The organism is Arthrobacter sulfonylureivorans (assembly GCF_047607445.1).
Taxonomy (GTDB): Bacteria; Actinomycetota; Actinomycetes; order Actinomycetales; family Micrococcaceae; genus Crystallibacter; species Crystallibacter sulfonylureivorans_A.
Window position 1 is genome coordinate 56559 of sequence record NZ_JBLKRT010000025.1, and the last position, 11985, is coordinate 68543.

12 protein-coding genes and 1 pseudogene are annotated in these 11985 nt (G+C 66.6%); 8 read left to right on the forward strand and 5 right to left on the reverse strand.

The genetic code is table 11. From position 1 onward, the window contains the following. Nucleotides 1-7: 7 nt before the first annotated feature. Nucleotides 8-1930 carry a translational GTPase TypA gene (typA, locus tag ACMX2H_RS12865; RefSeq protein ID WP_414960879.1) on the forward strand — a complete coding sequence of 641 codons (1923 nt, stop codon included), beginning with the start codon at nucleotides 8-10 and terminating at the stop codon, nucleotides 1928-1930. Between the two features lie 23 nt (nucleotides 1931-1953). Beyond that, the gene (locus tag ACMX2H_RS12870; protein ID WP_414960880.1) at nucleotides 1954-2472 is read left to right on the forward strand and encodes a hypothetical protein; all 519 of its coding nucleotides are present in this window, start codon (nucleotides 1954-1956) and stop codon (nucleotides 2470-2472) included. Between the two features lie 79 nt (nucleotides 2473-2551). On the opposite strand, the gene ACMX2H_RS12875 is transcribed toward ACMX2H_RS12870, so the two are convergent. Further along, nucleotides 2552-3046, reverse strand: a complete 495-nt coding sequence (locus ACMX2H_RS12875; RefSeq protein WP_414960881.1) for an ArsR/SmtB family transcription factor — start codon at nucleotides 3044-3046, stop codon at nucleotides 2552-2554. Between the two features lie 66 nt (nucleotides 3047-3112). On the opposite strand from ACMX2H_RS12875, the gene ACMX2H_RS12880 reads away from it, so the two are divergent. Continuing rightward, complete coding sequence (locus tag ACMX2H_RS12880) at nucleotides 3113-4429, forward strand: MFS transporter (protein WP_414960882.1); 1317 nt, start codon at nucleotides 3113-3115, stop codon at nucleotides 4427-4429. A gap of 33 nt (nucleotides 4430-4462) precedes the next feature. Here ACMX2H_RS12880 and ACMX2H_RS19030 read toward each other — a convergent pair whose 3' ends face one another. Continuing rightward, the gene (locus ACMX2H_RS19030) at nucleotides 4463-4723 is read right to left on the reverse strand and encodes a putative acetyltransferase (protein ID WP_462677831.1); all 261 of its coding nucleotides are present in this window, start codon (nucleotides 4721-4723) and stop codon (nucleotides 4463-4465) included. Nucleotides 4724-4815: 92 nt separating this feature from the next. Between ACMX2H_RS19030 and fdxA the strand changes: the two genes are divergently transcribed. The 3 genes from fdxA to ACMX2H_RS12895 all read left to right on the forward strand — a co-directional run bounded on the left by fdxA (nucleotide 4816) and on the right by ACMX2H_RS12895 (nucleotide 7718). Continuing rightward, nucleotides 4816-5139: a ferredoxin gene (gene fdxA, locus ACMX2H_RS12885; protein WP_127511272.1), complete on the forward strand. Its 324-nt coding sequence runs from the start codon at nucleotides 4816-4818 to the stop codon at nucleotides 5137-5139. Between the two features lie 5 nt (nucleotides 5140-5144). After that, nucleotides 5145-6272 (forward strand): succinyldiaminopimelate transaminase, encoded by a 1128-nt coding sequence (gene dapC, locus ACMX2H_RS12890; RefSeq protein WP_414960883.1) that lies wholly within the window; start codon nucleotides 5145-5147, stop codon nucleotides 6270-6272. A gap of 162 nt (nucleotides 6273-6434) precedes the next feature. After that, nucleotides 6435-7718 carry a citrate synthase gene (locus ACMX2H_RS12895; protein WP_136784731.1) on the forward strand — a complete coding sequence of 428 codons (1284 nt, stop codon included), beginning with the start codon at nucleotides 6435-6437 and terminating at the stop codon, nucleotides 7716-7718. 297 nt (nucleotides 7719-8015) lie between these two features. Here ACMX2H_RS12895 and galE read toward each other — a convergent pair whose 3' ends face one another. Beyond that, nucleotides 8016-9029: a UDP-glucose 4-epimerase GalE gene (gene galE / locus ACMX2H_RS12900; RefSeq protein ID WP_414960884.1), complete on the reverse strand. Its 1014-nt coding sequence runs from the start codon at nucleotides 9027-9029 to the stop codon at nucleotides 8016-8018. 183 nt (nucleotides 9030-9212) lie between these two features. Between galE and ACMX2H_RS12905 the strand changes: the two genes are divergently transcribed. Next, nucleotides 9213-9824: a hypothetical protein gene (locus ACMX2H_RS12905; protein WP_414960885.1), complete on the forward strand. Its 612-nt coding sequence runs from the start codon at nucleotides 9213-9215 to the stop codon at nucleotides 9822-9824. 15 nt (nucleotides 9825-9839) lie between these two features. On the opposite strand, the gene ACMX2H_RS12910 is transcribed toward ACMX2H_RS12905, so the two are convergent. Further along, a complete protein-coding gene (locus ACMX2H_RS12910) occupies nucleotides 9840-10703 on the reverse strand; it encodes a hypothetical protein (protein WP_414960886.1) in 864 nt (287 codons plus the stop codon). 21 nt (nucleotides 10704-10724) lie between these two features. Beyond that, nucleotides 10725-11699: a 2,3,4,5-tetrahydropyridine-2,6-dicarboxylate N-succinyltransferase gene (gene dapD / locus ACMX2H_RS12915; RefSeq protein ID WP_414960887.1), complete on the reverse strand. Its 975-nt coding sequence runs from the start codon at nucleotides 11697-11699 to the stop codon at nucleotides 10725-10727. A gap of 77 nt (nucleotides 11700-11776) precedes the next feature. On the opposite strand from dapD, the pseudogene ACMX2H_RS12920 reads away from it, so the two are divergent. Next, nucleotides 11777-11985 (forward strand): annotated as a pseudogene (locus ACMX2H_RS12920) (succinyl-diaminopimelate desuccinylase); the annotation flags it as partial.

Here is an 11985-nt window from a genome sequence, read left to right on the forward strand (position 1 = left end):
ATCCCGCATGTCTGAAACCACCACATCGACGCAGAGCGCCGTTCGCAGCGACCTTCGCAACGTCGCCATCGTAGCCCACGTCGACCACGGTAAGACCACGCTCGTGGACGCCATGTTGAGGCACACCGGTGCCTTCTCCAGCCACGGCGAGACCGAAGAGCGCGTGATGGACTCCGGGGAGCTGGAACGCGAAAAGGGCATCACCATCCTGGCCAAGAACACCACCGTGTTCTACTCCGGCCCGTCCGCCCAGGGCGAGACCATCACCATCAACGTGATCGACACCCCGGGCCACGCCGATTTCGGTGGCGAGGTGGAGCGCGGCCTGTCCATGGTGGACGGCGTGGTCCTGCTGGTCGACGCTTCGGAGGGTCCGCTGCCGCAGACCCGCTTCGTGCTGCGCAAGGCCCTGGCAGCCAAGCTGCCGGTGGTGCTGGTGGTCAACAAGACCGACCGCCCGGACGCACGCATCGACGCCGTCGTTGCCGAGGCGATGGACCTGCTGCTGGGCTTGGCCTCCGACTTGGCGGACGAAGTTCCGGACCTGGACCTGGACGCCGTCCTCAACGTCCCCGTGGTCTACGCCTCCGGCAAAGCCGGCCGCGCGTCGCTGACCCAGCCTGCCGACGGCACCCTGCCGGAGGACGAGGACCTGGAGCCGTTGTTCGCCACCATCATGGAGCACGTCCCTGCCCCGTCCTACAATCCGGACGGCGTGCTGCAGGCCCACGTGACCAACCTTGACGCATCCCCGTTCCTGGGCCGCCTGGCCCTGCTGCGCATCTACAACGGCACCCTGCAGAAGGGCCAGACCGTGGCTTGGGCCCGCCAGGACGGCCAGCTGAAGAATGTGCGGATCTCCGAACTGCTGGCCACCAAGGGCCTGTCGCGGGTTCCGGCGGAATCGGCCGGCCCGGGCGAGATTGTCGCCGTCGCCGGCATCGAGGACATCACCATCGGTGAAACCCTGACCGATGCCGAGGACCCGCAGCCGCTGCCGCTCATCACCGTGGACGATCCGGCTATCTCGATGACCATCGGCATCAACACCTCGCCGCTGGCCGGCAAGGTCAAGGGCGCCAAGGTCACGGCGCGCCAGGTCAAGGACCGGCTGGACAAGGAACTGATCGGCAACGTCTCGCTGAAGGTACTGCCGACCGAGCGCCCGGACGCCTGGGAAGTCCAGGGCCGCGGTGAGCTGGCACTGGCCATCCTGGTGGAGCAGATGCGCCGCGAAGGGTTCGAGCTGACCGTGGGCAAGCCCCAGGTGGTCACCAAGACCATCGACGGCAAGGTCCACGAGCCGATGGAGCACATGACCATCGACGTGCCCGAGGAGTACCTCGGTGCGGTGACCCAGCTGATGGCCGCCCGCAAGGGCCGGATGACCAACATGGCCAATCACGGCACCGGTTGGGTCCGGATGGAATTCATCGTTCCGGCGCGCGGCCTGATCGGGTTCCGCACCCGGTTCATGACCGAAACCAGGGGCGCCGGCATCGCCGCATCCATTTCCGAGGGCTATGAGCCGTGGGCCGGGCCGATCGAGTACCGCACCAACGGCTCGATGGTGGCCGACCGCGCAGGCGTGGTCACTCCTTTCGCGATGATCAACCTGCAGGAGCGCGGCTCCTTCTTCGTGCAGCCCACATCAGAGGTCTACGAGGGCATGATCGTCGGCGAGAACTCGCGCGCGGATGACATGGACGTGAACATCACCAAGGAAAAGAAGCTCACCAACATGCGTGCCGCTTCCTCCGACAGCTTCGAGAACCTCACCCCGCCGCGGAACCTCACGCTGGAAGAGTCACTCGAATTCGCCCGCGAGGACGAGTGCGTCGAGGTCACCCCGGAGGCGATCCGCATCCGCAAGGTGGTCCTCGATGCCAACGAGCGGCTGAAGGCCGCCCGTGCGCGCGCCAGGGCCTAACGCCAGGGCATAAACTGGACCGTATGACAGAGCAGAGGCAACCCGCCGGAGACCACGGCGGGTTGCCTTCCGCTGTTAATCAACCTTCCGCTATTAACGAACCCGGCCCGGCGCCGGAACGGCGTGAAGCACGACGGCGGCGTACCCCCTTCCATGGCTGGGGCGCCGCTGTCTTCGGCGCGGTTGCGACGGCGGTCGTGGGGACGGCGCTGCACTCGCAAATTCTCTACGCACAGGACGCCAGCTATCCGTGGGGGGCCGCAGCGGCTGTGCTGTTTGCCCTGTCGGTGATGGTCTGGGCCGGGCTCAAGGCGCGCAATGTGATGACCGCCGGGCTCACGGGGGTTCTCGCGTATGTGCTCGTCGGACTGATGGCTTTGGCCCCGGGAACCGAACCGCTGATTGTCACGGGGACGTCAGCCCCGGTGGAGCTGCCGATTGCCATGGCCGGCCGGATCTGGATGATCGGGCTGGTCCCAGCCACGCTGGCGGCGATGCTGGTCTGCATCTGGGCGCTGAAACCGCGGCGGGCCAAAGCCTGATTCCGTTCTCAGCGGTTTGGTTTCACCCTGGCGGGAATCCCATCCGGCGGCCTCATCCGATTCCCCGGGCGGGCGCTGCTTAGTTGGCTGTTCGATCCACGTGGTGGGCCATGAAAATTGAGGTCGCGGTCCCGTCCTCGTCCGCGGGCAGCATCGCGTATTCCTCGAAGATGGCACGGATCTTCGCCAACATTTCCTTGCGGTGCGCGTCGTTGAGCTTGATGCCCATCCGCGTCGTTTCGATCTCGTCCGGGGCCAGCCCCTCGATTTCCTGCAAGAAGGTCTCCACCAGCACCGGCGCCGCATCCGGCATCTTGGCGCCCCAGGACATCCGCGTGGCGCGGTAGGGGACTTCCTTGGCGCCGCGGTTGCCCTTGCGCGGCTCCTCGGCCTCCAGGAAGCCGGTGTTGAGCAGCGTCCGCACATGATGCAGCGAAGTGGCCGGATTCAGGCCGAGCAGCTCTGCGATCTCCTTGTTGGTCCGGGACCGGTGCAGGCAGAGCCGAAGAATACGCAGCCTGACCGGCGAGCTGAGCGCCCGCCCGGTGGCTTGCAGGTCCTGATCCGTAGGCATGAATCCAGCATACGACACAACCGCGAATTGATTGACTTTCCCCAATCGCTGGCTGAGACTGTGACGGTGACCGAGCCGCCCGCCCCGCCTGCTGCCTCCGGCCCGCCGGAAGCCGACGCTTCCGCGCTGCGGGAAGCACCGCCGTCGTTATGGCGGGACCGGAACTTCGCCGCCTTCTGGTCCGCACAGAGCATCAGCCAATTCGGGGTCCAGATTGGCCATCTGGCCATGCCGGTGCTTGCGGTGGTCATCCTTGGCGCCAGCGAGTTCCAGGTGGGCGTGCTCAACGCCAGCGCCACCGCGGCCTTTCTGCTGATCGGGCTTCCGGCCGGAGCATGGGTGGACCGCTGGCTGAAGCGGCAGGTCATGATCACCGCGGACCTGGTACGGGCCGCCGCCATGCTGTCCGTACCGCTGCTGTGGTGGATGGACCTGCTGCACATGTGGCACTTGTACGCGGTGGCCGGGGTGCTGGGCATCGCGACGGTGTTCTTCGATGTGGCGTACCAGAGTTACGTGCCGGTGCTGGTCCGCAACGACCAGGTCCCGGACGCCAACTCAAAACTCGAGAGCACGGCGCAGCTGGCGAGGATGGGCGGGCCGGCTGCCGGCGGCGCTCTGCTGCAGGTGATCGCGGCCCCGCTGCTGTTCCTGGCGGACACCGTGGGCTATCTTTTCTCGGCGCTGTTCCTGGCCCGCACCCGGGACCGCGAAGTGCGTGCGCCCCGGCATGACCGGCGACCGCTGGCCGTGGAGATCAAGGAAGGACTCGGGTTCGTGGTGCGGCATCCGCTGATCAGCCGGATTGCCGCCTGCACGGGCCTCACGAATTTCTTTGCGGGCTTGGCGGCCACGCTGTTTCCGCTCCTGGTGCTCCGCGAGCTGGGCCTGGGCGCGGGCGCGCTGGGGCTGGTCTATTCGGTGGCCGCCGCCGGGGGACTGCTGGGCGCGGTGGCGGCGCCGCGGCTGGCCAAGTTGACCGGTGAGGGAGCCCTGATTCCGCTGGCCAGCCTTGCCTCTGCGGTGTTCCTGATGGCCATGCCGTTGTCGGTGCTCATGCCGGATAACGCCTGGGCGCTGATCCTCTTGGTGGTCGGCGAGGCCGGCCTTTCCTTCTGCTCGCTGGTCTACAACGTCATGCAGGTGACCATGCGCCAGCGGGTGTGCCCGCCGCGGCTGTTGGGACGAATGAACGCCTCGATCCGGTTCCTGGTGTACGGCGTGTTGCCGCTCTCCGGGCTGCTGGCCGGCGTGCTGGGCCACGCCATGGGATTGGTGCCGACGCTGTGGATCGGTGTTGCCGGGACCTTGCTCGCGGCGGTGCCGGTGCTGTTCTCCCCGCTCTGGGGTTTGCGCCGGCTGCCGGACAGTTACGAGGGCTGACGTCCTGCCCGAGGGCGAGCCCCTGCCGGGCAGCTAGGAGGGCTGACGTCCTGCCCGCGGCCCGCGACGGGGCGGCGCAGGCGGAACCTGTTTGGCCGCTGTCACCGCGGGCAATGGAACAACCACGTCGCCGCGCCGCGCCGTCCTGACCGTGCAGGTGTTAGCATCCACGGCCAGCAGGTCACCCAGCGCGTCCGTGAATCCACCCTCAACCCGGTAGCGGACCACCACGCGCGTCCCGGGAGCAGCCGAGGCCAGAAACGCGGCAGGAGCCGAAGGAGTAGCGGGTATCACGTGACCATCCTAGGGGTGCGGCCTCCGGCTGGGGAGATAATGGTCCCAAGCGATACGCTAGGGCTAACTGTTCAGAAAGGTGCTGACGGAACGTGACGTACGTAATCGCACAGCCGTGCGTGGATGTAAAAGACAAGGCATGTATTGAAGAATGCCCGGTGGACTGTATCTATGAAGGTGAACGGTCCCTGTACATCCATCCCGATGAATGCGTGGACTGCGGTGCGTGCGAACCGGTCTGCCCGGTGGAAGCAATCTACTACGAGGATGACACTCCCGAGGAGTGGGCCGACTACTACAAGGCGAACGTGGAGTTCTTCGACGATCTGGGCTCCCCGGGCGGTGCCGCCAAGCTGGGCAACACCCACAAGGACCACCCGCTGATTGCCGCGCTGCCGCCGCAGAACCAAGACTGAACTCGATGAGCTCTTTCGGCCTCCAGCTGCCGGAGTACCCATGGGATGCGATGGCACCCTATGCGCGGAAGGCAGCAGAACACCCCGGCGGTGCGGTGAACTTGTCCATCGGCACGCCGGTAGACCCCACCCCGGCGGTCATCCGCGAGGCTTTGGCCGCCGCCGCCGACGCCCCGGGCTATCCGACCACGCACGGCACCGTCGAACTGCGCGAAGCGATCGCGGACTGGTTCGCCCGCCGTCGCAATGTGCCCGGGATGGACCCGGCGGCGATCATGCCCACCGTCGGTTCCAAAGAACTTGTTGCCTGGCTGCCCACACTGTTGGGACTCGGCGAGAGTGACGTGGTGGTGCGGCCCGTCGTCGCCTATCCCACCTACGACATCGGCGCCATCCTGGCCGGAGCCACCCCGGTGGCTGCCGACAGTCTGGCCGACCTGGATGCGCAGACCAGAAACCGGGTAAAGCTGGTGTGGGTCAACTCGCCGGGCAACCCCACGGGCATTGTCCGCGGCCAGGACGAGCTGCGCGCCTTGGTGGAGGACGCCCGGGCGCTGGGCGCCGTCGTCGCTTCCGACGAATGCTACGCGGAATTGGGCTGGGGCGGATGGGACACAGCGCGCGGCGGACAGATCGTTCCCAGCGTGTTGGATCCGGCAGTGGCGCAGGGCTCGCACCAGGGCCTGCTGTGCACGTATTCGCTCAGCAAGCAATCCAACCTCGCCGGCTACCGGGCGGCCTTCCTGGCCGGAGACCCGGAGTTGATGCCCAACCTGATCAACAGCCGCAAACACGCCGGCATGATCGTGCCCTTCCCGGTCCAGGCCGCCATGCGGGCGGCGCTGCAGGACGATGCGCACGTGCAGGAGCAAAAGAACCTGTACCGGGCCCGGCGGGAGCGGCTGCTGCCGGCGCTGCAGAAATTCGGTTTGGAGATCCAGCATTCAGAAGCCGGACTGTACCTGTGGGGAACCGCGGGAGAAGATACCTGGACAACCGTGGGCCGCTTTGCCGAGCTGGGCATCGTGATTGGTCCCGGGGTGTTTTACGGCGAAGCCGGAAAAGGTTACGTCCGGGTGGCGCTGACTGGCAGCGACGAACGGATCGACGCCGCCGTCGAGCGGCTTTCCTGACCATGCACGGACAGCCGCCGACTGTGGATGCAAACAAAAATGTGGGTCCCGGATTAGATATATCGGTGACTGTGCGGGTAGCGTTTTACCCGAGTATGAGCATGCTCAGTGCTAAAAGCGCCCGGCGTGCCGTAAGCTTCTAAACCTCCTGAAGGGGACTCAATGACTGAGCACACCGGTGCCACGCTGCACTTTGACGGCGGCGAACTCGAACTCCCACGGCTCAAGGCTGCCGAAGGCAACGACGGCTATGACGTATCCAAGCTGCTGAAGCAGACCGGCGCCGTCACGTTCGACCCCGGGTTCATGAACACCGCGGCGACCACGTCCGCCATCACCTACATCGACGGCGACGCCGGTGTGCTCCGCTACCGCGGCTACCCGATCGAGCAGCTTGCCGAGCACTCGTCCTTCCTGGAAGTCTCCTACCTGCTGATCTACGGCGAACTGCCCACTCCCACCGAGCTGGAAACCTTCGACCACAAGATCCGCCGCCACACGCTGCTGCACGAGGAGCTCAAGGGCTTCTTCGGCGGGTTCCCGCGCGATGCGCACCCGATGCCGGTGCTGTCCTCCGCGGTCAGCGCGCTGTCCACCTTCTACCAGGACTCGCTGGATCCGTTTGATGACGAGCAGGTGGAACTGTCCACCATCCGGCTGATGGCTAAGCTGCCGGTAATCGCCGCCTACGCACACAAGAAGTCCATCGGCCAGGCGCTGCTGTACCCGGACAACTCCATGAACCTGGTGGAGAACTACCTGCGGCTGAGCTTCGGCCTGCCGGCCGAGCCCTACGAGCTGGACCCGACCGTGGTCAAGGCGCTGGACCTGCTGCTGATCCTGCACGCAGACCATGAGCAGAACTGCTCCACCTCCACCGTGCGCTTGGTGGGCAGCTCCAACGCCAACATGTTCGCGTCCGTCTCCGCCGGCATCAACGCCCTGTTCGGACCGCTGCACGGCGGTGCGAACGAGGCCGTGCTGAACATGCTCCGCCAGATCCAGGCCAGCGGCCAGGAGCCGGAGCAGTTCATGGAGAAGGTCAAGAACAAGGAAGCCGGCGTGCGCCTGATGGGCTTCGGGCACCGCGTCTACAAGAACTACGATCCGCGCGCCCGCCTGGTCAAGGCCACCGCGCACGAGATCCTGGGCAAGCTCGGCGGCAACGACGAGCTGCTGGACATCGCCATGCGCCTAGAAGAGAAGGCGCTGGCGGATGACTACTTCATTGAGCGCAAGCTGTACCCGAACGTCGACTTCTACACCGGCCTGATCTACAAGGCCATGGGCTTCCCGGAGAAGATGTTCACCGTGCTGTTCGCCATCGGCCGCCTGCCGGGCTGGATTGCCCAGTGGCGCGAGATGATCAAGGATCCGCAGACCAAGATCGGCCGCCCGCGCCAGCTGTACACAGGTGCCCAGGAACGCCAGTACCCGGCCCGCTAAACACCCGCCCCGGTGGTCGACCGAGCGAGCGCCAGCGAGCGTTCCCGGTGGTCGACCAAGCGAGCGCCAGCGAGCGCTCCCGGTGGTCGACCAAGCGAGCGCCAGCGAGCGCGTGGAGACCATGCCTAAACGCCGAACGGCCCCTGGAGCAGTCCAGGGGCCGTTGGCATATCCGAAGGAGTAGGACGCGCGGCCGGGTCTCCACGCGGCCGGGTCTCCGCGCGGCCGGGTCTCCGCGCGGCCGCAAGCGGCCTTGGTCGACCACCGGTGGGCGAACCCCTGCAGCCCGTGCCGCCTTCAGCTGGCGTAGCCGTTGGGGTTGTTCTTTTGCCAGCGCCAGTGGTCCTCGCACATCTGCTCCAGGTTCTTCACGGCAGACCAGCCGAGTTCGGCCAGCGCCGCGGAGGGATCCGCGTAGCTGACGGCCGCGTCGCCGGGGCGCCGGTCGGTCAGTTCGTAGGGGATGTCGAACCCGGCGGCCTTGCCGAATGCGGCGAGAACCTCCAGCACGGACGAGCCCTTGCCGGTGCCCAGATTCCAGCGGCGTACCCCGGACCGTTGCGCGATGAAGTCCAGCGCGGCCAGATGCCCGGCCGCCAGGTCCATCACGTGGATGTAATCGCGCACGCCGGTTCCGTCCGGCGTCGGGTAATCGCTGCCGAACACCCGGACCTTCTCCCGGCGGCCCACGGCAACTTGGGCCACGAACGGCAGCAGGTTGTTCGGTACGCCGGTCGGATCTTCGCCGATCTGTCCGGACTCATGCGCACCCACCGGATTGAAGTAGCGCAGCAGAGCCACATGCCAGCGCGGGTCGGAGGCACCCAGATCGGACAGGATGTCCTCGATCTGCTCCTTGGTCCGGCCGTAGGGGTTGATCGCGTCCAAGGGCAGCTTCTCGGTCAACGGGACTTCCTCAGTGGAACCGTACACGGTGGCCGAGGAGCTGAAGACAATGGTGCGAACATTGTGGGCGTCCATGGCCCGGAGCAGGTTCAGTGTTCCGCCCACATTGTTGTGGTAGTAGTGCAGCGGTTTTTCCACCGACTCGCCCACGGCCTTCAAGCCGGCAAAGTGGATCACCGCGTCCACGGCTTCGGTCTCCAACACGCGGTGCAACGCAGGCTCATCCAGGAGATCGACGTGGTGGAACCGTGCTTCCCGGCCCGAAAGCTGCTGGACCCGGCGCAGCGATTCCTGACTGGAATTGGCCAGATTGTCGAGCACCACTACGTCGTGGCCCGCCTCCAGGAGGGCGAGGGTGGTGTGCGAGCCGATGAAGCCGGTTCCTCCGGTGACCAGAATTCTCATGCCTACCAGCTTAGTAGTTCGGCCCAGCCTGCCCGGCCGTGTCTGCCGCCCGCCTGCTGGAGGGGCTGGACAGCACGGTCTAGAGTTGAGCTACCGGCAGCAGCGGAACCCCGTGCGCACGCCGTAGCGGGCCCAGTTGGCCTGCGCTGCTCACGCCGATGCGAGCGAAAGGATGCGGACCGGATGCACCATACAGGTGGACCGGGGTGGCGGATCACTGCCGACACCTCAGGACATATGCTGGTGGCCCTGTATCTTCGCGACGTCGCCGGGCTTTCCGGAGCCGGATCTCCTGCGGTGTCACCGGTGGTGCCGACCGTCCGTACGGCTGATCCGGGCCAACTAACCGCCAACGTCGGCGGCCCCTCCGCGTTGCGCGATCAATGGGAGCAGTGGTGGGAGGACCTGGTGCGGGACCGTCCGGGAAACGCCACCAAGCTGACGCCGCCATCCTTTCCCGCCTTTGCCGGCAGCCCGGCCTTGCAGCGGCTGCTGCAAGCCCACTTCGGTGCCGCGATGAGTTGGTCCCGGGCCCGCATGGCCGAGTACTCAAAGATGGCCGAGGAACGGGAAGCCAAGGGCAAGTCGGGACTGGTCCGTGAACTGGTCCAGGACCGGGAGATGGAGCTGGGACGCGCGGCGCGGTCCTTCGAGTTGAAGTTGATCGAGCTTCCGCTGGGCGAGCCGCGCGCGTGGTTCGTGGAGCCGGACCGGATCCTGATGTCTCAGACGTTGATGGACGACGAGACCACGTTCCGCAGCTACGTGCAGCCGATCGTTGAGCTTGTGGTGTAGCGTCGCCCGGGTGGTTCAGGCCGCCGCGGTGCCTTGCGCCACCGTGACCACCACATAGCCGGCGTCGGTATTGGCGGCGACCCAGGCGCCGTCGTCGCGCTGCCAGCTCTGGCCCGCGTAGGCCACCGATTCGACGTTCAGCTGCTTCGCCGACGCGACGGCCCACTGGGCAACTGCCCACCCCCGCTCATCGGCCGCAGCCACCCGGAGCTCACGTCCGGCGACTGCCGCGTCCAAACCGGGATGGACTGCGGCCAACTGTTCCATCACCGCGGTCGGGTCGCCGCTGGTCTCGGCATCTTTGAGGACGCAGTTGAGGGCGGCAGGGGAGTGGCCGGTCAATGCCGATGCGAAGGCCTTGGCTTCGGCCTCGTGGTCCGCGTAGGCCATGGGGTAGGCACTGCGTTGAACGGTCTGGGCTGCGTCGGTTACCGGCATCGACTCGTAATCCGGAACCTTTTCGAGCACTTCGTAGAACTTGTTCGCCGCATACACCGGGTCCTGGACCTGCTCTTCGGTGCCCCAGCCCTGCGACGGCCGCTGCTGGAACAAGCCGCGCGAGTCGGGGCCGGCATGGTCGCCATAGTCAATATTGCGCAGCTTGGACTCCTGGATGGCCGTCGCCAGGGCGATCGACGCCGCGCGCGGGGGCAGCCCGCGCTCGATGGAGATTCCGGAGATCAGCGCGGCGTTCGCGGCCTGGTCCGGTGCCAGCTCAAAGCTGTCCGCCCCGACGACGGCGACGCACCGCTCCCTGACCAGGGTCTGGCTGCGGTCAATCTCGGTGGCGGCGAAGTAGACGGCAGCGCCGACCAGGGCAAGCAGCACGAGCAGGCTGAAAAGGCTTCGTCTCCGGCGGGTGCGCGCTGCCCTGGTCATGGCGGTGGTGTGGCGGTGCTGTTAGTTGGCGTGCAGGACGGCGTTGAGCTCGACGCTCTGGCCCTTGCGCGGCAGGACTTCCACTGCTCCGCTGGTGGAGTTGCGGCGGAACAGCAGGCTGGACAGGCCGGAAAGCTCGATGGCCTTGACCTGGCGGTGGTCGCCGCTGGCCACGTCGAGGAGGCTGACCCGCGTCCCGGCGGTCACGTACAGGCCGGCCTCGACGACGCAATCGTCGCCAATGCTGATTCCGACGCCGGAGTTGGCGCCCAGCAAGACACGCTCACCGATGCTGATCCGTTCCTTGCCGCCGCCGGACAGCGTACCCATGATCGAGGCGCCGCCGCCGACGTCGGAACCGTCCGCCACGACGACGCCGGCCGAAATGCGGCCTTCCACCATGGACGTTCCCAGCGTGCCGGCGTTGAAGTTGACGAAGCCTTCGTGCATCACGGTGGTGCCCGCGGCCAGATGCGCGCCCAGCCGGACACGGTCGGCGTCGGCAATCCGCACGCCGGACGGGATCACGTAGTCGACCATCCGCGGGAACTTGTCGACGCCGTACACGGTCACCGGCCCGCGGCGGCGCAGACGGCGGCGAACGGATTCGAAGCCTTCCACGGCGCACGGACCGAAGTTGGTCCACACCACATTGGCCAACTGGCCGAAGACGCCGTCCATGTTCAGCGAATTGGGTTCGACGAGGCGGTGGGAGAGCAAATGCAGGCGCAGGTAGGCATCCGCGGTGTCCGCCGGGGGAGCGTCCAGGTCGATGCTGCGGCTGAGCACCTCAAGATGGGTGCCGCGGTCGGCGTCGGCGCTGTCGGCGGCATCGGCCGCAAGGTCGTTTTCGGCGTCCTGACCGGCCGGAGGGGTACCCAAGGCAGGGGCGGGGTACCAGACGTCCAGGACGGTGCCGGCGTCGGTGACGGTGGCCAGGCCGGTGCCGTAAGCAGTGCGGGGAGCGGTTGCGGGCGTGGTGGTGCTCTCAGTCATGGGTTCAAGTCTACCGAGCGCACCCGAGGCACCCGCACGTTGAGGGCGCCGCGGGTCGGGCTGGCTAAGCTGGGGAAGTGACTTCAACCATTGCCTTGGACCTGACCGCCGATGTCGCCGAACTGACTGCCGCGCTGATCGATATTAATAGTGTTTCCGGGAATGAAACGGCACTGGCCGACGCCGTCGAGAACGCCTTGCGCACCCTGCCGCACCTGGAGGTGGTCCGGGACGGCGACGCCATTGTGGCCCGCACCCAGTTGGGCCGGGCGGAGCGGGTGATCCT

What these genes read in the sequence shown, in the direction of transcription:
- typA (WP_414960879.1), top strand. Translation starts at nt 8, where the DNA reads ATGTCTGAAACCACCACATCGACGCAGAGCGCCGTTCGCAGCGACCTT.
- ACMX2H_RS12870 (WP_414960880.1), top strand. Translation starts at nt 1,954, where the DNA reads ATGACAGAGCAGAGGCAACCCGCCGGAGACCACGGCGGGTTGCCTTCC.
- ACMX2H_RS12875 (WP_414960881.1), bottom strand. Translation starts at nt 3,046, where the DNA reads ATGCCTACGGATCAGGACCTGCAAGCCACCGGGCGGGCGCTCAGCTCG.
- dapC (WP_414960883.1), top strand. Translation starts at nt 5,145, where the DNA reads ATGAGCTCTTTCGGCCTCCAGCTGCCGGAGTACCCATGGGATGCGATG.
- ACMX2H_RS12895 (WP_136784731.1), top strand. Translation starts at nt 6,435, where the DNA reads ATGACTGAGCACACCGGTGCCACGCTGCACTTTGACGGCGGCGAACTC.
- galE (WP_414960884.1), bottom strand. Translation starts at nt 9,029, where the DNA reads ATGAGAATTCTGGTCACCGGAGGAACCGGCTTCATCGGCTCGCACACC.
- ACMX2H_RS12905 (WP_414960885.1), top strand. Translation starts at nt 9,213, where the DNA reads ATGCACCATACAGGTGGACCGGGGTGGCGGATCACTGCCGACACCTCA.
- ACMX2H_RS12910 (WP_414960886.1), bottom strand. Translation starts at nt 10,703, where the DNA reads ATGACCAGGGCAGCGCGCACCCGCCGGAGACGAAGCCTTTTCAGCCTG.
- dapD (WP_414960887.1), bottom strand. Translation starts at nt 11,699, where the DNA reads ATGACTGAGAGCACCACCACGCCCGCAACCGCTCCCCGCACTGCTTAC.